19 protein-coding genes and 2 pseudogenes are annotated in these 24,164 nt (G+C 28.4%); 5 read left to right on the top strand and 16 right to left on the bottom strand.

From position 1 onward, the window contains the following. Positions 1-15: 15 nt before the first annotated feature. Together scfB and scfA are read right to left on the bottom strand one after the other, a co-directional pair. Entirely contained in the window at positions 16-1,371 is a 1,356-nt protein-coding gene (scfB, locus tag Q0W06_RS07315; RefSeq protein ID WP_297633350.1) for a thioether cross-link-forming SCIFF peptide maturase, read from the bottom strand. A 128-nt stretch (positions 1,372-1,499) separates the two neighbouring features. After that, complete coding sequence (gene scfA / locus Q0W06_RS07310) at positions 1,500-1,637, bottom strand: six-cysteine ranthipeptide SCIFF (RefSeq protein WP_002598118.1); 138 nt, start codon at positions 1,635-1,637, stop codon at positions 1,500-1,502. Between the two features lie 362 nt (positions 1,638-1,999). Between scfA and Q0W06_RS07305 the strand changes: the two genes are divergently transcribed. Together Q0W06_RS07305 and aspD are read left to right on the top strand one after the other, a co-directional pair. Further along, on the top strand, positions 2,000-3,670 hold the full coding sequence (locus Q0W06_RS07305) for a tetratricopeptide repeat protein (RefSeq protein WP_297633347.1): 1,671 nt from the start codon (positions 2,000-2,002) through the stop codon (positions 3,668-3,670). Positions 3,671-3,854: 184 nt separating this feature from the next. Then, a complete protein-coding gene (gene aspD, locus Q0W06_RS07300) occupies positions 3,855-5,480 on the top strand; it encodes an aspartate 4-decarboxylase (RefSeq protein ID WP_297633345.1) in 1,626 nt (541 codons plus the stop codon). A gap of 80 nt (positions 5,481-5,560) precedes the next feature. On the opposite strand, the gene Q0W06_RS07295 is transcribed toward aspD, so the two are convergent. Beyond that, positions 5,561-6,535: a polysaccharide deacetylase family protein gene (locus Q0W06_RS07295; protein WP_297633343.1), complete on the bottom strand. Its 975-nt coding sequence runs from the start codon at positions 6,533-6,535 to the stop codon at positions 5,561-5,563. A 1,068-nt stretch (positions 6,536-7,603) separates the two neighbouring features. Between Q0W06_RS07295 and Q0W06_RS07290 the strand changes: the two genes are divergently transcribed. Together Q0W06_RS07290 and fba are read left to right on the top strand one after the other, a co-directional pair. Continuing rightward, positions 7,604-8,794, top strand: a complete 1,191-nt coding sequence (locus Q0W06_RS07290; protein WP_297633341.1) for a cyclopropane-fatty-acyl-phospholipid synthase family protein — start codon at positions 7,604-7,606, stop codon at positions 8,792-8,794. 276 nt (positions 8,795-9,070) lie between these two features. After that, positions 9,071-9,934 (top strand): class II fructose-1,6-bisphosphate aldolase, encoded by an 864-nt coding sequence (gene fba / locus Q0W06_RS07285; protein ID WP_297633339.1) that lies wholly within the window; start codon positions 9,071-9,073, stop codon positions 9,932-9,934. 164 nt (positions 9,935-10,098) lie between these two features. Here fba and Q0W06_RS07280 read toward each other — a convergent pair whose 3' ends face one another. From Q0W06_RS07280 to Q0W06_RS07225, 12 genes and pseudogenes are all read right to left on the bottom strand, one after another. Beyond that, positions 10,099-10,668, bottom strand: a complete 570-nt coding sequence (locus tag Q0W06_RS07280) for a GNAT family N-acetyltransferase (RefSeq protein ID WP_297633337.1) — start codon at positions 10,666-10,668, stop codon at positions 10,099-10,101. Between the two features lie 96 nt (positions 10,669-10,764). After that, positions 10,765-11,622 (bottom strand): agmatinase, encoded by an 858-nt coding sequence (speB, locus tag Q0W06_RS07275; RefSeq protein ID WP_297633382.1) that lies wholly within the window; start codon positions 11,620-11,622, stop codon positions 10,765-10,767. Further along, positions 11,615-12,466 carry a polyamine aminopropyltransferase gene (speE, locus tag Q0W06_RS07270; protein ID WP_297633335.1) on the bottom strand — a complete coding sequence of 284 codons (852 nt, stop codon included), beginning with the start codon at positions 12,464-12,466 and terminating at the stop codon, positions 11,615-11,617. Before speE ends, speB begins: the two co-directional genes overlap by 8 nt. Before the next feature lie 27 nt (positions 12,467-12,493). Next, entirely contained in the window at positions 12,494-13,948 is a 1,455-nt protein-coding gene (locus Q0W06_RS07265; protein ID WP_297633334.1) for an aminotransferase class I/II-fold pyridoxal phosphate-dependent enzyme, read from the bottom strand. A 13-nt stretch (positions 13,949-13,961) separates the two neighbouring features. Continuing rightward, positions 13,962-14,780, bottom strand: a complete 819-nt coding sequence (gene speD / locus Q0W06_RS07260; protein WP_297633332.1) for an adenosylmethionine decarboxylase — start codon at positions 14,778-14,780, stop codon at positions 13,962-13,964. Positions 14,781-15,222: 442 nt separating this feature from the next. Beyond that, positions 15,223-15,780 (bottom strand): ECF transporter S component, encoded by a 558-nt coding sequence (locus tag Q0W06_RS07255; RefSeq protein ID WP_297633330.1) that lies wholly within the window; start codon positions 15,778-15,780, stop codon positions 15,223-15,225. A 262-nt stretch (positions 15,781-16,042) separates the two neighbouring features. Beyond that, positions 16,043-16,747 (bottom strand): annotated as a pseudogene (locus Q0W06_RS07250) (FAD-binding oxidoreductase); the annotation flags it as partial. 60 nt (positions 16,748-16,807) lie between these two features. Beyond that, positions 16,808-17,344: pseudogene (locus Q0W06_RS07245) on the bottom strand (NADH peroxidase); the annotation flags it as partial. A gap of 187 nt (positions 17,345-17,531) precedes the next feature. Continuing rightward, positions 17,532-18,104: a hypothetical protein gene (locus Q0W06_RS07240; protein WP_297633329.1), complete on the bottom strand. Its 573-nt coding sequence runs from the start codon at positions 18,102-18,104 to the stop codon at positions 17,532-17,534. 83 nt (positions 18,105-18,187) lie between these two features. Beyond that, positions 18,188-19,147, bottom strand: coding sequence for an alpha/beta hydrolase (locus Q0W06_RS07235; RefSeq protein WP_297633327.1), 960 nt, complete (start codon positions 19,145-19,147; stop codon positions 18,188-18,190). 31 nt (positions 19,148-19,178) lie between these two features. Further along, a complete protein-coding gene (locus Q0W06_RS07230; RefSeq protein ID WP_297633325.1) occupies positions 19,179-19,748 on the bottom strand; it encodes a lytic transglycosylase domain-containing protein in 570 nt (189 codons plus the stop codon). A gap of 236 nt (positions 19,749-19,984) precedes the next feature. Next, positions 19,985-21,094 carry a ribose-phosphate pyrophosphokinase gene (locus Q0W06_RS07225; RefSeq protein ID WP_297633378.1) on the bottom strand — a complete coding sequence of 370 codons (1,110 nt, stop codon included), beginning with the start codon at positions 21,092-21,094 and terminating at the stop codon, positions 19,985-19,987. A 358-nt stretch (positions 21,095-21,452) separates the two neighbouring features. On the opposite strand from Q0W06_RS07225, the gene Q0W06_RS07220 reads away from it, so the two are divergent. Then, on the top strand, positions 21,453-22,814 hold the full coding sequence (locus Q0W06_RS07220) for an amino acid permease (RefSeq protein WP_297633323.1): 1,362 nt from the start codon (positions 21,453-21,455) through the stop codon (positions 22,812-22,814). Between the two features lie 58 nt (positions 22,815-22,872). Here Q0W06_RS07220 and Q0W06_RS07215 read toward each other — a convergent pair whose 3' ends face one another. Then, entirely contained in the window at positions 22,873-24,129 is a 1,257-nt protein-coding gene (locus Q0W06_RS07215; RefSeq protein WP_297633321.1) for a glycosyltransferase family 39 protein, read from the bottom strand. Positions 24,130-24,164 lie beyond the last annotated feature (35 nt).

Genomic DNA, 24,164 nt, shown 5'->3' with positions numbered 1-24,164 from the left:
ACTATAAATTTTTTTTTATTCAACAGCCTTTAATGCAATTGCACATTCAATTCTCTTCTTTTGCATTTTACATCCAACTTCATATGGCTTTTTAATATCTCCATTAAATGCAAAGTTATTTGATTGACATCCTCCACTACAGTAGAATCTTGCCCAACAATCTTTACAAGTTGGTTTATTGTAAATATGTGCCTTTTTAAACATTTTTCCCATTTCAGCATCATAGCTATCCTCAAAAATGCTTCCTAATTTAAATTCTTCTTTTCCTACAAATTGATGACATGGGTATACATCCCCTTGAGGTGTTATAGCTACATATTCAAATCCAGCTCCACATCCTGATATTCTTTTATAAACACAAGGTCCACCTTGTAAATCTATATTGAAGTGATAGAAGTTGAATTCATCCCCTTCTCTCTTTCTTCTTGCCATTTCATCAAATAACTTATCGTAGTTTTCAAAAATTCTTCCTAAATGTTCTTCTTTTAAAGCAAGTGGATGTCCTTTTTCAAGAACAACTGGCTCTATAGAAATTTCTTTAAATCCTTGTTCTGCCATATACATAGCATCTTCAAAGAAATCTAAGTTTTGAGCTGTAAAAGTTCCTCTTACACAATGATGTTTGCTCTTATCTCTTTTATCAACCATTTTTTTAATATTTGGAAGGATTTTATCATGTGATCCCTTACCATCAAAAGTAATTCTTACTTTATCATTTACTTCTGGTCTACCATCTAATGAAAGAATTATATTTCCCATTTCTTTATCAATATAATCCATCATTTCATCATTTAAAAGAGTTGCATTAGTTGTCATTGTAAATCTAATGTTTTTCTTCCATTCTGCTTCATGTTCTCTAGCATATGCTATTATTTCTTTTACAGTATCCCAAATCATTGTTGGTTCTCCACCAAAAAGATCTATTTCAATATTTCTTCTAGGACCACTTCTCTTAACTACATATTCTAATGCTTTTTTTGCAGTTTCTAAATCCATAACACCTTTATGTCCGTTATATTCTCCTTCATCTGCAAAACAATATTTACATCTTAAGTTACATGAGTGGATAATGTTTAAACAAACAGCTTTTATGTAATCTCTATCATCCATAGAGCTATGAGCTATATCTTCATACATATCCATTGAATATAGTATTCCGTCTTTTACTAATTCTTTTACTTCATCATAAGCTTCGCTTATTTCTTCTTGTGGATATTTTCCATTAAGTTTTTCTAAAACTATTTCCTTAGCTTCTAAACCTTTATCTTCTATAATATCGTAAACTAATCCGTCTACAACATGAACTGCTCCAGTATTAACGTCTAAAACAAAGTTATTTCCACCTTGTTTAAATTTATGAATTAATGACATTATTAAACTCCTCCTATATCTTTAAAAAACTATATATATTAAATTGTTCGTATAGAGTTGACTAATTAACTTATAATCAAAACAATTTCTTAAAATAAGCAGTAACTTAAAAAGTTACTGCTAAATTTCTAAGCTTCACACTCTAAGTTAGCAACTGTGCATGAAGTTTTACAAGCTGATTGACATGAGTTAGCGCACTCTTTGCAACCTGGCTTCTTTAAGCTGTTCTTTATATTTGTTTTGTTTATAGTTTTTATGTGTTTCATTTAATTAATCCTCCATGTATTAAAGAATAACATATTGATTATAGCATAATTTTTTTACTTCTTCTATATTTTAAACATATTTTCCCCTTATTTTTAATTCATATTTTATTCATATTTTTATGTTACTATTCAATATAAAGCTTTAACTAATTGATTAATTCATGCTTAATAAACATATTGTTTTGTTATTAAAGTCATGTTTTTTTGCAAATAGAGATATTTTCTTTACATATCTCTATTTATAATTTATTATTTTTTTATTAAGAAATTTTTATGAAAGAAATTTTTAATAAAAAAGTATTAAACTATATAGGATAAAAATAATAGGTAAAATAATAAGTCTTTAACACTAAGGAGGAAATATGGAATTTTCGAATAAAAAATTACAAAAAGCATTTGAATATTTTGAAAATGGTAAATATAAAGAAGCTTTAAAGCTTTGCAGTAAAGTTTTAAATAAAGAATATAATAATGAAGAAGCATTAACTCTTGAAGGTGAAATTCTTTACAAGTCTGATAGAATTGATGATGCTATAATAACTTGGAAAATTAATGCTGAATATAACAAAAATGCTTTAGCACAAAGACATTTGGATAGTTTAGACACAAATGTTAAACAAATGGCACTAAGTTATACAAGTATATATTCTGAAAATGAAGAATATAGACGACTTGTTATAGATGCCTACAAGGAATCTACTAAAAAAGACAATAAGAACGTTAAAGACGATGCTAATGCAACTGTAGACACTACCAAAACAGAATCATCTAATAAATCTGATTCTATAACTGAAAAAAATACAGAAATAAATGAAGTTAAAGCTAAACCTATTAAAGAAGAATTAAATGAATCATTACAAACTAAAGAAAAAATTGCACCGAAGGAATCAACTACTCCTGAAGTTGTAGAAATAAACAAAGAACCTTTAGTTTCAGAATCTAAAGAGGTTAAAAAGGAAGAACCATCTGTTTCTGAATCTGTAAAAGTTTCTGAGCCTAAAAAAGTTAAAGAGGAAAAAACTTCTGTTTCAGAACCTGTTAAAGTTTCTGAGCCTAAAGAAGTTAAAAAGGAAAAACCTTCTATTTCAGAACCTGTTAAAGCTTCTGAGCCTAAAGAAGTTAAAAAAGAAAAAACTTCTGTTTCAGAACCTGTTAAAGTTTCTGAGCCTAAAGAAGTTAAAAAGGAAAAAGCTTCTGTTTCAGAACCTATTAAAGTTTCTGAGCCTAAAGAAGTTAAAAAGGAAGAACCTTCTGTTTCCAATTCTACAGATGCTAAAAAAGAAGATTCTCAAGCTGAAAATACTCAATTTGAGAAAATTTCCGTTGCAAACAGACGCTCTTCATCCGTTAACAGAAAAAATACCTTTAACAAAAAGATAATTGCTGTTATCGTAGCCGTTATAGTTGTTGTAGCTGCTGGTGTTTTAATCTATAAATCATCCTCTTCTACATCATCTAAGCCAAAAACTGAAGCTACTAAACCAGCTCCTGAAGCCCCAAAGATTGATTGGAACTCTTTTAATAGTGATATGAAAAATGCAATAAATTCTCAAAATTATAATGAGATTTATACATTATTAGATAAAGCACCTCAAAATGAAGTTCCACAAGCAGAATCTGCTGAATATCAAGCCGGTCTTCAAGCAATGCAAGATAACGGAATTGAGTATTTCTATAATCAAGGTATGACTGCTTATAATAATAAACAGTATAGCCAAGCTGTAGATTTATTTACTAAAGGATTAAAATATGCTAATGGTAATTACTTAGCACCTCATTTAACTTATTATATAGGTGCTTCTTATTCTGGTCTTGATAATCACGATAAGGCTGTTGAATACTATAAACTATATTTAAAGAATTTCCCTAATGCAAATATTTATAATTCGGGATGTCTTTATATCTTAGCTAAATACTATTATTCACAAGGTCATGTTAAGGAAGCTCAACAATATGCTCAAGAGTTACAAAACCAATTCCCTAACTCTCCTTATAATAATAACGATATAGCCAATATTTTAGCTAATAAATAGAAAATTTAAAACTACTTCCTAATCTGGAAGTAGTTTTTTTATTTTCATGTAATAAAATAGCCTAAAAAAATTAACACTATTATAAAGTTTTGTTTTATTTTAATAAGGAAATATATAGTATAATTTATCTTATGCTTATTAAAAAAATGTCTATATTTATATAGACTTTCGGAGGTATGAACTTATGGATAGAAATATTCAACGTGAAGAAATTGAAAAAATATATGGGAAGATAAGTCCCTTTGAATTTAAAAATAAACTTATAGGCCTTGCCACAGAGGAAAAAGGAGCACGTACTCTTTTAGATGCTGGAAGAGGTAACCCTAACTGGACATGTGCTACTCCTCGTCAAGCCTTTTTCACTTTTGGGCAATTTGCTGTTAATGAAACTCAAAGAACTTGGCAAAACTGGGATTTAGCTGGAATGCCAACAAAAGAAGGTATCTATGAAAGATTTTTAGATTTTGCAACTGAAAACCCTACTCTACCTGGAATTGATTTACTAAAGGAAATGATTCATTATGGTGTCGAACAAAAAAACTTTAATCCTGATGATTGGGTTTTTGAATTAGCAGATGGAATAATTGGAGATAACTATCCATTTCCTGATAGAATGCTTCACCATATAGAAGAGATAGTTCATGACTATCTTGTTCAAGAAATGAAATACAGAAGCAATCCAGACGATAAATTTAATATTTATGCAGTTGAAGGAGCAACTGCTGCAATGTGCTATCTTTTTGATTCCCTTAAAGTTAATCATATTTTAAATGAGGGTGATACCATTGCAATTATGACTCCTATTTTTACACCATATTTAGAAATTCCTATTTTACCTAACTACAACTTAAAAGTAGTTACAATAAATGCAAGTGAAAGTAGAAAAGGTGAACATACTTGGCAATACCCAAAAGAAGAGTTAGATAAACTTAAAGATCCAACTATTAAAGCATTATTTATTGTAAATCCAAGTAATCCACCATCTATCTCAATTAGTGATAGATGTAGAAATCATATAGTTTCTATAGTGAATGATCACAATCCAAATTTAATAATAATTTCTGATGATGTTTACGGTACTTTTGTTAAAGATTTCCGTTCCTTAATGAATGATCTTCCATATAACACTATTGGAGTGTACTCTTTCTCTAAATATTTTGGTGTAACAGGTTGGAGACTTGGAACTATAGCCTTACACGAAAATAATATTTTAGATAAACTTATAAGAGAATTACCAATTGAACATAAAAATACTCTTAATAGACGATATGGAGATATGTGTAAAGATCCTTCAACAGTTCCATTTATCGATAGAATCGTTGCCGATAGTAGACAGGTAGCTTTAAATCATACTGCTGGTCTTTCTACTCCACAACAAGTCCAAATGGCATTTTTCTGTATGTTTGCAGTATTAGATAAAAATAATAGATATAAAAATAAAACAATGGATATTTGTCATCACAGAAAAAAATTACTTTTTGAAGGTTTAGATTTAGTTTTACCAGAAGATAAGTATGATGCAGCTTATTATACTCAATTTGACCTTTTAGAATGGGCTAATAAATATTATGGTGCTGAGTTTGCAACTTACCTTCAAAAGTATCATAAGCCATCTCACATCCTTTATCGTCTTGCCGAAGAATCATCAATAGTTCTTTTAAGCGGTAGTGGATTCCAAGGGCCTGAATGGTCAATAAGAATATCTTTAGCTAATTTAGATGATAATTCTTACTCTAAGATTGGTAATATTCTACACAATATCTTAGAAGAATTCGTTAAGGCTTGGGAAAATTCAAAAATGACAAAATAATAAGGAACTATTTTTAGTTCCTTTTGGATTTATTATAAATAAAAAAAGATAGAAAACCTAGTTTTCTATCTTTCTTTATTTTATTGCATAGGTGAATTTTCAATAACTTTAAAGCTATATCCATGATCCTTATACCACTGAATTACCTGTGGTAATGCTTCAACAGTTGTTTTCTTAGCTGCAGCATCATGCATTAATAATATAACATGATTTTCATTTGTTGATTCTTTTATAGCTGTACTTACAAGCTTATTTACTGGTAAGTTATTTCCTGTTGCATCTCCTGTTTCAGCATCCCAGTCTATTGAAACTATTCCAGTTTCTTTAAAGGCTTCATTTAAAGCATTTAAATTTTTATCATGATAATATGCTCTAGACATATATCCTCCTGGCATTCTTATAACTCTAGTATTGAAATTACTTCCTAGAATATTTCTCATCATATCATCAGTTTGTGCTATTTCTTTCATAAATACATCTACATTTACATTATTTCCTGGATATAATTTTTTGAAATTATGTGAATATGTATGGTTTCCTATAGCATTTCCGTCATTATAAGCTTCTTTCAAGTAACCTCTATTTGCCTCTGAGTTTAAATTATTTCCCATTGCAAAAAATGTTGCATGTACACCATACTTATTTAATATATTTAAAATTTGTGGTGTATTTTCACTTGGTCCATCATCAAATGTTAAGAATACTTCTTTCTCATTATTAACCTTATTTTTAGTTTCTATCATATCAAATACTTGATTTGCTGGAACTGCATAAGATTTAGCTGATGCTATAATATTATCTCCATTCTCTGGATAACCAAATTTATTTTTTGCTACATCTGTATTCGTATTTTTACTACTATCTTCCTTATTATTACTACTATTAATTGATTGTTCTGTAGTTTTACTTACAGTAGAACTGTTTTCTTTTGCTTGAACTGTTTTATTTTTACTAGCAAAATATACTACTCCCCCTACAATGATAACTACCACTATTAGAATTGCTATTACCAATCTAATATTACCTTTTTTTCTTTTTCTTTTGTATCTGTGCATTATTTTCCCCTCCACAAGATAATTCCGTCTTCCTAATCATTGTACTAACTTTTTAAAGATAAAAAGTTAAAATTTTAAGACAAACAGGCCTTTTTTTATTAATATTTTGTAATTTTTTCTACAACTTTTGTTTGATAACGTTTTTATTCATTTTAATATCCTTTATTTCCTTTATAATTATAATTAATTAATATTTATTTAAATATACACTATCAAAGGAGGTGGATAATTAATGAATCGACCAATGTCATTATTACTTAATTTTCTTATAGTTTTAATAATTTCATTTGGATTATTTTACTTTTTTAAATCTACATATCAACCTAATAATTTTAAGTCTCCTTCTCATACTCAGACCGAAACTTATTATAATACTACTAATACCACTTCAATTGGCAGTGCACAAAATTTCAGAATGCCTTTATTTAATTTTAGTATTTATCATCCACGAAGAATTCATCATTCACTCTTTGGCGGAACTTTCCTTTTTAAATTTGTAACTTTAACAGCTCTCTTTATAGTAATATTACTATTTATTTATTTTTGTTTTTTTTAGTTGATAAAATTCTAAGAAGATTTTATCAACTTTTCAAACATAATGCATAATATTATGTTAATATTCAATTAACTTATTTTCAGTATCGATTTTTATATTTATAAGAGAACAACTATTTTTATCATTATTTTTTCCTCTCTATTTTTCTTTATTTATTTACTATTTATATTTTATTTATTAACTTTATTTACTTACATACCCATATTATATATTTTAGTAATTTTATTCATTAAAAATTATCATTATCCATTTTACATTCTTGACTCTTCTTAAACCCTTACTCTCACTTGTTTATCCACCCCTCTCCATACCAATTTCAATAGCATTCTAAAGTATTTCTATGTTTTTCAAAGTATTCCTGCTCTTTTTCCTTTTTTTTCACCTTTTTCACTGTATTTTAGCCTTTTTTTTATTTTAATTAAACTTTTATAGCAAGGTATAATCTTGTTATGTTATGTTAATAATTCTATATGGATACATATAATTTTAAATTTAAACAAGAGGTGAATAAAATGGCAATGGATAAAGTAATTGTTAAATCATTCTGTAAAAAACTAAGTGATCAACCATTTACACTTAAGTTATGGGATGGAGAAGAAATAAATTATGGAGAAGGAACTCCAAAATTCAAAGTAGTAATTAATGAATTTCCTACTAAAAAAGAACTTTTAGCTGATGCAAGTATTGCACTTGGTGAAGCTTACTTAGACGGAAAAATAGATTTAGAAGGAAATCTTCAAGAAATATTTGAAAGTATAATGAGACAAAGCGATAGTTTCTTAAATGAAAGTATTCTTTTAAAATTTGTTGGTAAAATAGCTTCAAACTCAAAAGCTAAATCAAAAGCTGATATTGCTAGCCACTACGATATCGGAAATGATTTTTATAGTATTTGGTTAGATGAAACTATGAGTTATTCATGTGGATATTTTAAAAATGAAGATGACTCTCTTTATGATGCCCAAATGAATAAAATACACCATATCTTAAAGAAATTAAATCTTAAAGAAGGCCAAACTCTTCTTGATGTAGGATGTGGATGGGGTTACCTTATAATAGAAGCTGCTAAACTTTACAAAGTTAAAGCTATGGGAATCACTTTAAGTGAAGAACAATATAAGAAAGGTCAAGAAAGAATTAAAGAACAAGGTTTAGAAGATTTAGTAGAAATCAAACTTATGGATTACAGAGACCTTAAGAAAAGTGGACTTGAATTCGATAGAGTTGTAAGTGTTGGTATGGCTGAACACGTTGGTCACAACAACTTACCATTATACTTTGAAAACATCCACGCTGTTCTTAAAAAGAGCGGATTATTCCTATTACACAATATAACTAACCCAATTGAAACTGAAGGAAATCACTTTATCACTAAGTATATTTTCCCAGGTGGATATTTACCAACAGGAAGAGAAGAAATGCATATTGCTGCTGACTTAGATTTCAGAGTAATTGACGTAGAAAGTTTAAGACTTCACTACATGAAAACTCTTATGCACTGGTTAGATAATTTTGATGCAAATATCGATAAAGTTAAAGAAATAGAAATGTGTGACGAAAGATTCATAAGAATGTGGAGATTATATCTTGCATCTTGTGCTGCTGCTTTCCATTACTGGACTATAGATATACATCAAATGTTATTCTCAAAAGGAACTAACAACAATCTTCCAATGACTAGAAAATATCTTTACGAAGATTAATTTTTAAATAAAAGATACATCAAAAGATGTATCTTTTTTCTTTTTCCTTATTTTTTAACTATTTATTAATTCTCTAGATATTTAATTAAAATATCATCTATTTTCTACAATGTTTGTTCAATTAATATAATTTCTGCCACTACTTTTCATATATTTTTAACTATTTCTATTTGCATATTTTTCTTTTTGAGTTATACTACTAATTAGAGAGGAATTCTATGATTTATCAGAGAATTCCTAATATTAAATTTTTAAAAGTATATGGAGGTTTTGTACATGTTAGTTTCAGCAAAAGAAATGTTACAAAAAGCTAGAGAAGGTAAATATGCTGTTGGTCAATTCAACATAAACAACTTAGAATGGACTAAAGCTGTACTTTTAACAGCACAAGAAAATAATTCACCTGTTATCTTAGGAGTTTCAGAAGGTGCAGGAAAATACATGACAGGATATAAAACAGTAGCTGCTATGACTACTGCTATGATAGAAGAATTAAACATCACTGTTCCTGTTGCTTTACACTTAGACCATGGTTCATATGAAGGATGTTTTAAATGTATTGAAGCTGGATTCTCATCAATTATGTTTGATGGATCACACTACTCAATCGAAGAAAATATCGCAAAAACAACTGAATTAGTTAAAATAACTAATGAAAAAGGATTATCTTTAGAAGCAGAAGTTGGTTCTATTGGTGGAGAAGAAGACGGAGTTGTTGGTGCTGGTGAAATAGCTGACGCTAATGAATGTAAACAAATCGCTGATTTAGGAGTTACAATGTTAGCTGCTGGTATCGGAAATATCCACGGTAAATACCCTGCAAACTGGACTGGATTAGATTTTGACGCTTTAGCTAAAATCAATGCTGCTACAGGAAACATGCCTTTAGTATTACACGGTGGAACAGGAATCCCTGATGACATGATTACTAAAGCTATATCTTTAGGAGTTGCGAAAATCAACGTTAACACTGAATGTCAATTAGTTTTCGCTGATGCTACTAGAAAGTATGTCGAAGCTGGTAAAGATTTAGAAGGAAAAGGATTTGACCCAAGAAAACTTCTTAACCCTGGTTTTGAAGCTATCAAAGCTATCGTTAAAGAAAAAATGGTTCTTTTCGGATCAGTTAACAGAGCTTAATTTAAGTTATAAAAAAGCACCTAATTTTAGGTGCTTTTTTTATTTCCTTTTATTGTCCTCTATCCCTTTATTTTAGGCTTCTTTTCTCTTAGCTATATAATTGCCTATCTTCTCTCTTTATTCTCCAATATGCCCCTATATTTGAGTTTTTTCAACTACTCTAGCTATTTACCTATATCTTTTCTTAAAATCGCTCTTTTAAGACCACCATATTTTAGTTTTTCTTTTTCTATTTTAAATCCATTTTTCAAAAATGTATTTAAACTATATGGATTATCTGGAGAAGCTGTTGCCATTAGAATTTTAAAACCATCTTCTATAGCTAATTCTTCCATCACTTCACAAATTATACCTTGTAATTTATTTCCTCTATAATCTTTATGAACTACTGTAGCTTCTATTTGTGCTATTTCTAAAAGTTCATCTCCTTCAATTTCTATATCATATCCATAATTATGCCCATCTTTTCCATGATAGCAATATGATCCCATAGCAATAAGGCTTTCCTCTTCATTAAAGCACCCTATAAGTTTCCCTCTTTTATTTTCTCCATTTAAAAGATTATAATATTCTTCTTCCTTTGGTGGTGAATATAAATCCTTATCTGATAACCATTCCATTACTTTAGTTTGTAATTCTATAATTTTCTCTAATTCTTCTTTTTTTATAAACCTTATATTTCCTACTTCATTTATATCATTTTCTCTATTTATAATTTCTATTTCTCTAAGCATACTCTCATCCTTTCTACATTTATTAACTATCAATTATACTTCTATATTAATTTATTTTTCAAAAATAGGAATGTATATTATACATTCCTATTAAAGTTATTTATTTTTATTACTTACAATAAGCATTTCTCTTAAAACCTTACATGCAACAGCCGTAGATGTTCCTGATGTGTCATATTGTGGTGATAATTCATTTATATCTATTCCCACAATATTTTTCAGCTTAGAAAATGTCATTATTCCATTCATAAGCTCTTTAAATGTCACTCCCCCAGCCTCTGGTGTTCCTGTACCTGGGAATATTGATGGATCTAAAACATCTAAATCTATTGTTATATATACTGGCTTATCTTTAATCTTCTCTACTATATCCTCTAAAGTATCTAAATTAAATTTATTTGTATACATATGATCTTTTGCCCAATAAAATTCTTCTCTTTCTCCTGAACGGATTCCAAATTGAAATATCTTATTATCTCCAGTAAGATCCCACACTCTTCTTATAACAGATGCGTGTGATAATTTTTCACCTAAATAATTATCTCTTAAATCTGTATGTGCATCAAAATGTATTACATGTACTTCAGGATACTTCTCATATATTGCTCTAAAAGCTCCAAGAGTTACTAAATGTTCTCCTCCAATCATAAGAGGTGTTTTATTATCATTTAATACTTCTCTTGTATATTCTTCTATCATATCTAACGCTTTAGGAGGATTCCCAAATGGTATATCTAAATCTCCTCCATCATATATAGATAAATCTTCTAAATCTACATCTTGGTAAGGGCTGTAAGTTTCAAGTCCATAAGATTCACTTCTCATTACTTTGCTTGCAAATCTTGTTCCAGGTCTAAAAGATGTAGTCCCATCAAACGGTGCTCCGAAAATTACTGTAGTTGCTTCTTTATATTCTGCTTCACACCCTAAGAATGTTTCTATATTTCTATTCATTAACACTTTGGAGCATTTCCTTCACATAGTTTGGTAACGCGAAGCAACCTCTGTGTAAGTCTGTATTATAATATTTAGTTTTTAATCCTAAATTATTCCATGACTCAATTTCAGCTGTTAATGGATCATATTTTTTCGATGCAAATCCAAATAACCAGTGTCCTGATGGATAAGTTGGTATATGTGCTTGATATACTCTACAAACTGGGAAACACTCTTTAATTCTTTTATGTGCTCTCTTCATTGATTTTGCATATCCTTCATAATATGGACTTTCATGTTGATTAACAAGTATTCCATCTTCTTTTAAAGCTTTAAAACAATTTCCATAGAATTCTCTTGTAAATAATCCTTCTCCTGGTCCAAATGGATCAGTTGAATCAACTATTATTAAGTCATATTTATTTTCTACAGATCTAACAAATTTTAATCCATCTTCAAAGTATAAAGTAACTCTTTCATCATCTAATTTTGCTGCTGTTTGAGGAATAAACTTTCTACAAACATCTACAACTAATTTATCTATTTCAACCATATCAATTTTTTCTATAGTATTGTATCTTGTAAGTTCTCTTACAGTTCCACCGTCTCCAGCACCTATAACTAAAACATTTTTAATGTTTGGATTAGTTGCCATTGGAATGTGAACTATCATATCATGATAGATAAACTCATCTTTTTCAGTTACCATCATTAATCCATCTAGTGTAAAGAAAGTTCCAAATTCTTTTGATTTAAATACATCAATTCTTTGAAATTCACTTTTATCACTATATAATTGCTCATCTACCTTTATTGAAAAACGTGCCTCTGGTGTATGTTCCTCTGTGTACCATAATTCCATATTAAAATCACTCCTTAAATAAATTATTTATTTTAAAACTTGTAGTTTATCAATATCCATATCTTCTGGCCCTGTTACTAAGCTTCCTTTTTCCTTAGCTGCCATAATACATTCTATAGATTCTTTCGTAATAAGCTCTCCTGGTGCAAGTATTGGAATACCTGGTGGATAACACATTACAAACTCTCCCGAAATTCTTCCTTCACATTTTTCTAAATCAATACTTTCCTTAATTGCATAGAAAGCTTCCTTAGGAGACTTTTTAACTATAGGGTTTATATATTCATGATCGAATATACCTTTTTTATCTTTAGTATGAATTCTTTTTATTTCACTTAAAGCCGATACTAATCTTTCAATATTATATCTAGTATCTCCTACTGAAATTATAGAGAGTATATTTCCAATATCTCCAAGTTCAATTTGAATTCCATAATCATCTCTTAATATATCATAGGCTTCAATTCCTGCAAGCCCTATATCTAGAGTATTGACTGTTAATTTAGTTACATCAAAATCATATATATTATCACCATTCACTATTTCTTTTGAAAATGCATAATAACCTTCAATCTTATTTATTTCAGTTCTTGCATATTCTGCAATAGAAACAACTTCTTCAAAAATTTCTTTTCCATGAAGTGCTAAATTTCTTCTTGCTATATCTAATGATGATAATAAAAGATAAGAACCACTAGTAGTTTGAGTTAAATTTATAATTGTTCTAACATAATGTGGATTTACCCTATTATTTTTCATAAGTAACATAGAACTTTGAGTTAAAGATCCACCTGTTTTGTGTATACTTACTGCTGCCATATCCGCTCCTGCTTCCATAGCAGATACAGGTAATCTTTCATCAAAATAAAAATGTGTTCCATGAGCTTCATCAGCTAATACATACATCCCATGCCTATGTGCAAGCTTAACTATTTCTTTTAAATCAGAACAAATTCCATAGTATGTTGGATTATTTACAAATACAGCCTTTGCATCTGGATTCTCTTTTATAGCTTTTTCTATATCCTTTAAAGACATTCCTAATGAAATTCCAAGCTTACCGTGTATACCTGGATTTATATATATAGGATTTGCCCCAATAAGAATAAGTGAATTAATAGCTGATCTATGAACATTTCTAGGCATAATAATCTTATCCCCTTCTTTGCATACACTCATAATCATAGCTTGAACTGCTGAAGTTGTACCATTAACCATAAAGAAAGCATTGTCTGCACCAAAAGCTTTTGCTGCTAATTCTTCTGCTTCTTTTATGACCGATGTAGGATGGCAAAGATTATCTAACGGTTTCATTGAATTTACATCTACTGAAAGACAATCTTCCCCTAAGAATTGTTGAAGTTCTTTATTTCCTCTCCCTTGTTTGTGTCCTGGTACATCAAAAGGAACTATCCTTTGATTTTTATACCATTTTAATGCTTCATATATTGGAGCTTTACTTTGAAGAGACTCATTCTTCATTTTCATTCCCCCCTTAATAAATATTCACACCACCATAAATTTCTATCATTTCTTTTGATAATCTATCTCTAATTTCTCTTCTTTCATGTGGAGATAATTCATACTGGTCTGAATTAAATAAATAATTATTTAATTTAATATCATTAACCATCATCTTAGTGTGGAACATATTTGCTTGATATACGTTCATATCTATGCAATCATAATTTCTTAGTGTTTCATTATCTATATAATCTTGTATTGATCTTATTTCGTGATCAATATAATATTTTCTACCTGCTATATCTCTAGTAAATCCTCTTACTTTGTAATCCACTGTAATCACATCTGAATCAAAGCTAGAAATCAAATAATTTAAGGCATTAAGTGGTGATATTTTTCCACATGTAGATACATCAATGTCAACTCTAAATGTTGTTATATCATTATTTGGATGACATTCTGGATAAGTGTGTACAGTTAAATGACTTTTATCTAAATGTCCCATAACACTATCTCTTAATCCCATATATGAAAATTCACCTTTATTACATGAAGGGTCTATAAGTGCTACTGGTAGTGCTTCTTCTGTAATTAAAACATTTACGCTAGCTCCCTGAGGCTCATAGTCCTGTTTTGAAATATTTAAAACATGGGCTCCTATAATCTCAGTTACATCACATAATATTTTGGTTAATCGTTCTGAATTATAATGCTCATCAATATACCTTATATAATCTTCTTTTTCTTTTTCAGTTTTGGCATAACAAACATCATAAATATTAAAACTTAAAGTTTTAGTTAAATTGTTAAAGCCATACAATGTTATTTTTTCTTTCAAAACTAACTTCAAATCCTTTCATTTTATATTTTTTCCAAAGTTTCAGTTCCTTTTAAGTAAATTTTCTTCTAATTTTCTTAATATTACTAAACACTCCAAAGTTTAGTATCTATACTATTTTCAGTATTCCTCTTAGTTTTTAAGCTAGAAATACTAAATATAAAACTTGATATTACTAAACTTCTTTTCAAAAATTTTTTTTAATTATTACTATTTCTTTAATACTTCATCTATTGTTAATTTTTTCAATACCTTCGATAATTATATAATAGCCCTTTTTATTAGTCAACGCAAAAAAATAAAGTTTTTTTTTTATTAAAAAGAATAACTTTTTAGATTTATTTCTCACAAATTATATACATTTACTAAAGCTTTTTATAAAGAAATTAGATGTATAATTTCTTTATACATCTAATTTTACTCTCTCTTTATTCTATTATACAATAAATACTATTTATTGTGCTAAAAATCTTCTTCTTGCATTATTTGCAATTGGTGCAAGTGGTATTGCTATAATAAGTCCTACTACAACTTCTGATAAATCTCCAACAAAATGTGATGCTGCATAAAGAATACTTCCCATCAATCCTGTTGTAGCTCCTGTAATAACTCCTCCCATTATTGCATTTCCAATAAAATATCCAATTAAATTAACTATTGCTCCTACTATAAATGCACCTATGTATAATTTCATACTTCTTTTTTCTTTTCTATCTAATATAGCTGCTACTGTTAAAACCATAAGTCCTTTTATTATAAATGTAAATGGAGCCCACATTAAATATCCTGCTCCTATATCTACTAAAGCCATTCCTACAGCTCCAGCTACAAATCCTTTTTTCTTGCCAAGTAAAACTGCACTAGTAAATACCATACAATCTCCTGGTTGAATAAATCCATTAAAAGTTGGAATTCTTATTATACTTCCTGCTATAAATACTAAAGCTATCATAAGAGCTGTTAATATAAGTCCCATAGTTTTAGTGTGTTCTTTACTTCTTCCGCTTCCCATCTTTTTTCCTCCTCATTTGTGTATAAGGTTAATATAACTGTATAAGATTTTTTTTTCAATCCTCTCCCCCCTCCATCATAGTTTGTTTACATTTTTTTAAAAATAAAACCTTCTATCTTTAAGTAACTACAAAGCTTTTCTACTACTGTATAGTTTATCTCTATAGTTTCATTTTTATTTTAGAAACATTTTTGTACCGGTTCAATTTCAAGTGTAAAAAAACACACCTTAAAATTTTAAGGTGTGTTTTTGTCTTTAATAATTACATATCTTTTAAATCAGCTGCTGGTCCAAACATTTCATAATTTATATCTTCTTCTTTAACTCCCATAGCAGTAAGAGTATTATAAATGTGTTTCATAAATCCTAAAGGTCCACAGAAGTAGAATTCTGCATTTTTAGGTAATGATTCAATCCATTCTTTTGACATAAATCCTTCAAAATCATAATCTTCACCTTTAACATCATTTTCAAGTGGTGTTTGATAGAATATTGCAGATTTTACATTTGAATGTTCATCTTTAATCTTCTCTAATTCTTTCTTGAATGTATGCGCTGTTGAATTTAATACTGCTTGTGCAAAAGTCACATCTCTACCTTCTCCTGATGCTTTATATAACATTGACATCATTGGAGTAACACCTATTCCACCGCTTAATAAAACAAGTGGTCTATTATTATTTCCTTCTTTTAGAATAAATTCTCCAAGTGGGCTAGTTGCTTCAACTATATCTCCAACATTTAAATTTTCATGTATATATCTAGAAATTAAACCTTTTTCTTCTTTTTTAATACTTATTCTATAAAAATCTGATCCTGGTCTCATAGATAAACTATATTGTCTTACTTCATCTATATTTTCTCCAGATTTTACTGGTTTAATTGAAAGGAATTGTCCTGCTTTATGTGCTTTTAAATTTTCTCCATCTACTCTTTTAAAATAAAATGAAGTTATTAAATCATTTTCTGCCTGTCTTTTTATTAATTCATATTTTTTAAATTCAAAAGGATCTTCACTATCTACTCCAAAGTATCTATCTAAAAGACCTTTAAATGCTCTTCCATGTCTAGCTTCGTCTTTACACATTTCATGTACAGTATCATGAATTGCATCTAAGTTTAATTGTTTAGCTAAAGTTGCTAAATCTTTCTTTCCTTGACATGCACCAAATTCTGCATCTACTCTCGCTTGTAGATTAGCTTTAGTATCCGCAACAACTACTTCTCCTAAAAGCTCAGCAAATTTTGCTGCATGTTCTGCTTCTTCAAATGCAATTCTTTTATATGCTTCTCCAACTTCTGGATGTCCTTCTCTATCTGCTTGTCTTGACATAGCTAAATACATTCCAACTTCTGTACATTCACCCATAAAATTAGCTCTTAATCCTTCGATTATTCTTTCATCTACACCTTGTGCGACTCCAACTTTATGTTCATCTGCCCATGCCATTTCTCCAATTTGTTCTTTAAATTGGTCTGGTCCTACACCACATACTGGACATTTTTCTGGTGGCATATCACCTTCATGTATATAACCACAAACTACACAAATAAATTTTTTCATATTCTTTTCCTCCTGAACTTTTTATTTATATTAATTTCTTTATTTTCTTAACCTATAGTCAAATTATATTATAATAATTATTTTCTGTCAATAATTATTATTTATTAATAAAATTAAATTTTCTGATTTTTCAAACTAAATAATTAAAGGAATCAAGTGAATTTGATTCCTTTAATTTATTATTCTATTATTTTTTTATTATTCCTAAAATATATGATTTAAATTCTTCAAATGTGCTATCAACTATTGATGCGCCCTTATTTAATTTTTCACTTTGAAAATTATATTCTGCTGAACCATAATTAAATGCAGCACTTAGTACTAATAATGATAGTTCATTTAATCTATAATTTATTCTAGCAGTCATTAATTCTTTTAAGAAAAGAACTAAGCTTTCTAATGTTCCAACTCTACCTTCTTCAGTTAAAACTACTGCTGCTTTGAAAAAGCTAAATCCACCTAATAGAGGAATCATCTCTCCATTTTTCATAAAAAATACTTTATCTGTCTTTAAAAAGTATTTTAACCCTTCAAATTCTAAACTTTTAAACTCATTATTGATTATTATTTTTTCTTCAACATTTTTAAGAGTTACTAGCATATTTTGCCATTTACCTTCTTCACTATTATCTAGTTCTTTTATTTTTGCTTCAAATGCTTTTAAAGCATCTTCATATTTACTAAATTCTTGTATCATCTCTCCTGATATATCTAATCTATAAGTTTTATTTTCATATATTAACGCAATCTTGTTATCCATACTATCTTCTCCTCTTTTAACTAATAATAATTATTATATAATAAAAAGAGTTGCAAATGCAACTCTTTTTTATTTTTCCACTTTTATTCTTTTATATACTTATTTAAGAAAGATTTAACAGAATTCCAATATACTTCTGGATTTGTAGTCCCAGCCTCAGCATGTCCAGCTCCATGAATAGTTATCATTGCTTTTTCACATTCTGCTGCATTATACAACTCTTCCATCATCTCATAAGGTACAAATTTATCTTCATCTCCATGAATGAAAAGAATCGGAGTTTTTGATTTTGCAACTTGATCAATTGCTGATGCCTGTTTTATAGAATATCCTGTTTTGGCTTTGCTAATAGCATTAGCTCCATCCATTAATGGAAAACTTGGTAATCTATACAACTCTTTTAATTGATATTTAAATTGTTCCCACGCTGATGTATATCCACAGTCTTCAACTATTGCTTTAATATTCTCAGGTAATTCTTCTCCTGAAACCATCATAACAGCTCCAGCTCCCATAGAAACTCCATGTAAAACTATTTCTGACTCCTTGTCCATTTTAATTAGATAATCTATCCATAATAAAATATCTAATCTATCTGGCCATCCCATTCCTATATAGTCACCTTCACTTTTTCCATGCCCTCTTAAATCTAACATAAGAATATTATATCCCATTTCATAATAATATCTTGCTATTCTTGACATATAAATCGCGCTACTCATATATCCATGAACTACAACAACCCACTTATGAGTTTCTACTTCATTATTTATTTTATAACTATGAAGCTTTAAATTATCATCAGATAAAATATAAACATTTTTTTTATCTCCACGACTTTTAAACCATTCTAAATCTTCTTTGTTTAGCAGTCCACTAGTTTCATCTATACTAACGTCCTTTTCTGATGGTCCAAAGACTTTATCTTTATTTGTCTTTGTGCTAATTGCTAGTTTAAAAAGGTAATTGCTTCCTATTGCAAATGCAGCTCCACCTACTGCAAGTCCTCCTAATGCTAACTTTGCTATATTTTTCTTTTTCATTTAAATCGCTCCCTTCCATTGACTAATGTTTTTAGCCATACAACTCAGTATATATTTTAAAGTTATCTAGCACTTTAGTTACATATCCTCTTGTTTCTGTAAATGGTATATAAGTTAAATGTATTCCATCTGGTGAATACTCAGAATTACCTAACCAATTTACAACATTTCCTCTTCCTGCATTATAAGCTGCTGATACTAAAGTTGGATCATTATTAAATTGGTTAACTAAACTTGCCAAATAATATGTTCCAAATTCAATGTTTGTCTGTGGGTTATATAACATACTTGGTGTAAAATTTTGCACTCCTAATTTTTCTGCTATATCACTACCCGTTTCATCTGTAATTTGCATAAGTCCTTTAGCCCCAACATTAGATGTTGCATTTGGATTAAAGTTACTTTCTGTTTTTATTATAGCTCTAACAAACATAGGATCTAGTCCATATTCATTGCTATATTTTATTACATACGAACTATATTTTTCTGGATGTGTTATATACAGATATTTCGTATAGGCCTTTTGTATAATCCATTTCCCTGCAAATATCGCTAAAATAATTATTACAATAACTAAAATTAATCTTCTTATTTTTTTCATTTGTTTATAAACCCCATATAGTTATAGACTTTTGTCTATATAAATTTCTTTAATTTAATAGTATCATATTTATTTGTTTTTTTGTTATTTACTACAATATTTTTATAAATTTATTTAAACAAATTTTATTTTTAAGTATAAAATCTCATTTTATTAAAATCACTTCAATACTATTTTTAATTTAATAAAAAAATAATCATAAGAAGAAACATTCTCCTTATGATTATTTTATAATTTTAGTGTTCGTATTTATCTACATTTTGGATTAAACTTTGGATTATTTCTGTTGCATCCATAAATTTAGCAATAGATTGTCCTTTATTTAATCTTCTTATGATTCTAGCTATGAATTCTGACATATCAACTTGCTTGAACCATTCTGCTTCTCTTAAATTTTGTGGCACATAAGTTAAGTTTGTACAATAAACTCTCTTTAAAGTACCATTATTATAATACTTATTAAATTTTTCTAATCCTTCATTGAATAAACCAAATGTTGTTGCTACATATACATTTCTTACATTTCTTGATTTTAACTCTTTAGCTATATCAAGAACTGATTCTCCTGATGCTATCATGTCATCAACTATTAAAACGTCTTTTCCTGCAACATCTCTTCCCATATATTCATGTTCAACTATTGGATTCTTTCCATTTACTACAACAGTATGATCTCTTCTTTTATAGAAAAGTCCTACATCTACACCTAATACACTTGAATAGTAAATTGCTCTATCCATTGCTCCAGTATCTGGACTAATAACTAAAAGTTTTTCTTTGTTTAATTCTAAATCTTTTTCTTCTGTAACTAAATTCTTAACTATATCATATGTTGGATATATATTTTCAAAAGAAAGTAAAGGTATTGCATTTTGAACATTAGGGTCATGAACATCAAATGTGATTATTTCATCAACTCCTAAGCTTTCTAATTCTTGAAGTGCCAAAGCACAATCTAAAGATTCTCTTCCTTTACGTCTATGTTGTCTTGATTCATATAAAAGCGGCATAATTACAGTAATTCTTGCTGCCTTTCCTTTTATAGCCGAAATAGTTCTTTTTACATCTTGAAAATGTTCATCTGGTCCTTTATGATTTTCAAACCCAAACATTTTGTATGTGCAGCTATAGTTTCCAATATCACACAGAATATAAATATCTTTTCCTCTCACTGTTTCAGAAATTTTTACTTTTCCTTCACCATTAGCAAATCTTACTTGTTCTGTTTCTACAAGATATGATTCTGTAGTATTGTTTTTTTCTGCAATGTACTTATCAATAGCACCTCCAACTTCTTTAAAGCTGTCTAATACTATTAATCCAAGATCATGAGTTAGTTCCATAATTAATCTTCTCCTTTTAGGCATTAAAAATTTATTAAGTTTCTGTTTCTAGTATATATTAAAAATTCCTCTTAATAAATATTTTTCGATAAATTTCTTCATTTTTTTCATATTTTTCTTTTATAATATATACTATTTGTTTTATTAAGCTATCTTAAGTACTTTATAGTATATACTATAAAGGCAAATAAATAAATAAGTCAAATTTATTCTATCTCTTTTCTAAAAAAAACTATCTTATTTTTTATTTATGACTTCAATTTTATTTTTATTTAACTTTTATACATATTTTTTCTCTTTACATTTCCGCTTTAATGAATTAAAGTATTAACATACTAAAGAACATTTTGAGGTGATTATTATGGAAAATAAAAATTTGAAAAAGGATATAGGCATTTTTATAGCAACCGCTTTAGTTGCTGGTAATATGATGGGATCTGGTATTTTTATGTTACCTTCTTCCCTAGCTGCTGTTGCAGGGCCTGGTTCTACATTACTTGCATGGATATTAACGGGAATAGGTTCTATATTTTTAGCTCTTTCATTTGCTAAACTTGGTTCTAAAATCCCTAAAACTGGGGGACCATATGAATATTCTAAATTAGCATTTGGAGATTTTATGGGATTTATAAATGCATGGCTTTACTGGAATGGTTGTTGGATTGCAAATGCTGCAGTTATTATTACAATAACAAGCTATTCAGCTGTAATCTTCCCTATTTTAGGAGTAAACCACCTTTATTCCTTTATATTTGGTTCAGTTATTCTTTGGCTAGTTACACTTTTAAATATTTTTGGCGTAAAAAAAGCAGGGCAAGCACAACTAGCTATAACTATTTTTGAAATCATACTATTTATATTTTTTATAATAATTTCATCACTTCATTTTAATACATCAAACATTGGACCATTATTCCCAGCGCATAAAGGAATTGGGACTCTATCATCTGCTGCAACTTTAACTCTTTGGGCATTTATAGGTCTTGAATCTGCCTCTGTAAATGCTGGTGAAATAAAGAATCCTGAGAAGAATGTTAAAAGAAGTACTATTTATGGAATAGTTATCGCTATTATCTTGTATCTTTTAATAAACTTCTTTGCAATGGGTGCTATGCCACAAGCAGAACTTGCTAAAAGTTCATCTCCTATTGCTGATATTTTATCTAAATATCTTGGAAGTAATGTAACAAAATATATAACTATAGCAGCCGTTGTTAGTGTCCTTGGAACTGCTGTAGGTTGGATTTTATCAACTGCTAGAATATCTTTTGCGGCAGCTCAAGATAAAGTTTTTCCTGAGATATTTGGAAAAGTTCACCCTAGATTTAAGACACCATATATGTCTCTTATAATACCCGCAATACTTGTAAATATACTTTTACTTATGAATTACACAAAATCTTTTACAGCTGCATTTAATTTCATAGTAATTCTTGCTACTCTATCTTATTTACCTGTATATGCATCAACAGCAGCAGCTGAGATTATGCTATTAGTAAAAGTAGATAAAAAGTTTAATCTTTTTAAATTTATAAAATCATCAATAATTCCATTACTTGGATTTATATATGCTGGTTGGACAATTTATGGTTCTGGAGCAACAACTGTTTTATGGGGATTTATTTTAATCCTAGCTGGAGTTCCATTCTACTTATATATGAAACTAAAAAATTATGACAATATTACCAAACTTAGAAAAGATAATAATTTAATAGATATGTAAAAAAAAGCACCTACTTAAATCTTTATTTTAAAGTAGGTGCTTTCCTATATCTTTTTATCTAAAATTCTATTCTTACTCTATCTACTATTCCCCAAGCTGCTAGTATAGGAAAAATCCATGCTATCACAAAGGCATATCTACTTTGCCTTTCTGTTATCATATAAAATCCTATAAAACCAAGTAATATTATAATAAAAAACAATATTTCTAAATTAAATTTATTTTTCAAATTTTTTATTCCTATGATACTAAAAATTAAAAGAATTAAATAATAAATCCAACTTATTACAGTCATTACAATTGCAAAATTATCCGTCGCTACAATAGGCTCATTATTATTTATAACCCATCCACAAGCACCAAAATCTCCTATGCCCCACTGCAATCCAATTTTTTCTCCATAAAATTTTATTATTTCTAAGGGAGTGTGGTTTTTAAATCGCCTAATAATCTTTTCTCTTGAAGCTTTTTCTATTAGCACTTTATTGTAATCATAATCTTTAGGAATAGCTGAATCTTCTTTATTCCATGCTCCTATAGTATTAAAATTAGTTCCTATTAATACAGTAACTATTGTTGGCTCTCCAGGATTCCATAATTGATTTTCTAAAATTTTTTTATTCACTAAAATATTGCTTATACATATTGTTGGTAAAATAAACGTTATAATTAAAATTACTATTTTAATTATACTCGTCTTTATTTTTCCCCTTTTATATAAAAATACATTAGCTAAATAATATATTATATATGCAATAATAACTACTTCTCCTACAGGTCTAAACAAATCTCCTAAACCTAAAAAAATTCCACTTAAAATTAATATTAAACTATTATCTTCTTGTACAAATCTAATAAATAATAAAATACTATATAAAAATAAAGGAATTGCCATATTTTCTGCCATAGCCTCCGCTGTATATATTATAAACGGTGGAAAACAAGTTAATAATATTGCAGTAATAACTCCTAATTTTTTATTATATATTCGTATCCCTATTTTATAAATTAAATAAACTGATGCTGTTCCATATATACAATTTAAAAATTTCAATAAAAATAATGGATATTTACTTATTTTAAATAATAATGCAAAATACAATACAGTTATACTATCATGTGGAAATCTTTCAAAATAATTGTGCCCATAAAAGCCTGTGAAATTTCCACTTGCAACCTTCTGTCCAGTATCATATATCAATTTAAAATCTGATACTGGATATGCCTTTATAGTACATATCCATATAATCCTTAATATAAATGTAACTATTAAAATATATATTATTGTCTTTTCTTTTTTTAAATACTTCTTCATAATTAAGTCTCCCTTATTTGCTACTAATATCTAAA

This window comes from uncultured Clostridium sp., from assembly GCF_947072515.1.
Taxonomy (GTDB): domain Bacteria; phylum Bacillota; class Clostridia; order Clostridiales; family Clostridiaceae; genus Clostridium.
Note: the sequence above shows the minus strand (reverse complement) of the source record. Positions and strands in the feature narration are given on the sequence as shown.

Excerpts from the sequence above, each read along its gene's own strand:
- Q0W06_RS07220 (WP_297633323.1), top strand. The coding sequence starts at position 21,453 with ATGGAAAATAAAAATTTGAAAAAGGATATAGGCATTTTTATAGCAACC.
- aspD (WP_297633345.1), top strand. The coding sequence starts at position 3,855 with ATGGATAGAAATATTCAACGTGAAGAAATTGAAAAAATATATGGGAAG.
- Q0W06_RS07230 (WP_297633325.1), bottom strand. The coding sequence starts at position 19,748 with ATGAAAAAAATAAGAAGATTAATTTTAGTTATTGTAATAATTATTTTA.
- speE (WP_297633335.1), bottom strand. The coding sequence starts at position 12,466 with ATGGAATTATGGTACACAGAGGAACATACACCAGAGGCACGTTTTTCA.
- Q0W06_RS07290 (WP_297633341.1), top strand. The coding sequence starts at position 7,604 with ATGGCAATGGATAAAGTAATTGTTAAATCATTCTGTAAAAAACTAAGT.
- Q0W06_RS07265 (WP_297633334.1), bottom strand. The coding sequence starts at position 13,948 with ATGAAGAATGAGTCTCTTCAAAGTAAAGCTCCAATATATGAAGCATTA.
- Q0W06_RS07305 (WP_297633347.1), top strand. The coding sequence starts at position 2,000 with ATGGAATTTTCGAATAAAAAATTACAAAAAGCATTTGAATATTTTGAA.
- speB (WP_297633382.1), bottom strand. The coding sequence starts at position 11,622 with ATGAATAGAAATATAGAAACATTCTTAGGGTGTGAAGCAGAATATAAA.
- scfB (WP_297633350.1), bottom strand. The coding sequence starts at position 1,371 with ATGTCATTAATTCATAAATTTAAACAAGGTGGAAATAACTTTGTTTTA.
- Q0W06_RS07295 (WP_297633343.1), bottom strand. The coding sequence starts at position 6,535 with ATGCACAGATACAAAAGAAAAAGAAAAAAAGGTAATATTAGATTGGTA.
- Q0W06_RS07235 (WP_297633327.1), bottom strand. The coding sequence starts at position 19,147 with ATGAAAAAGAAAAATATAGCAAAGTTAGCATTAGGAGGACTTGCAGTA.
- Q0W06_RS07215 (WP_297633321.1), bottom strand. The coding sequence starts at position 24,129 with ATGAAGAAGTATTTAAAAAAAGAAAAGACAATAATATATATTTTAATA.
- Q0W06_RS07240 (WP_297633329.1), bottom strand. The coding sequence starts at position 18,104 with ATGGATAACAAGATTGCGTTAATATATGAAAATAAAACTTATAGATTA.
- Q0W06_RS07255 (WP_297633330.1), bottom strand. The coding sequence starts at position 15,780 with ATGGGAAGCGGAAGAAGTAAAGAACACACTAAAACTATGGGACTTATA.
- Q0W06_RS07280 (WP_297633337.1), bottom strand. The coding sequence starts at position 10,668 with ATGCTTAGAGAAATAGAAATTATAAATAGAGAAAATGATATAAATGAA.
- fba (WP_297633339.1), top strand. The coding sequence starts at position 9,071 with ATGTTAGTTTCAGCAAAAGAAATGTTACAAAAAGCTAGAGAAGGTAAA.
- scfA (WP_002598118.1), bottom strand. The coding sequence starts at position 1,637 with ATGAAACACATAAAAACTATAAACAAAACAAATATAAAGAACAGCTTA.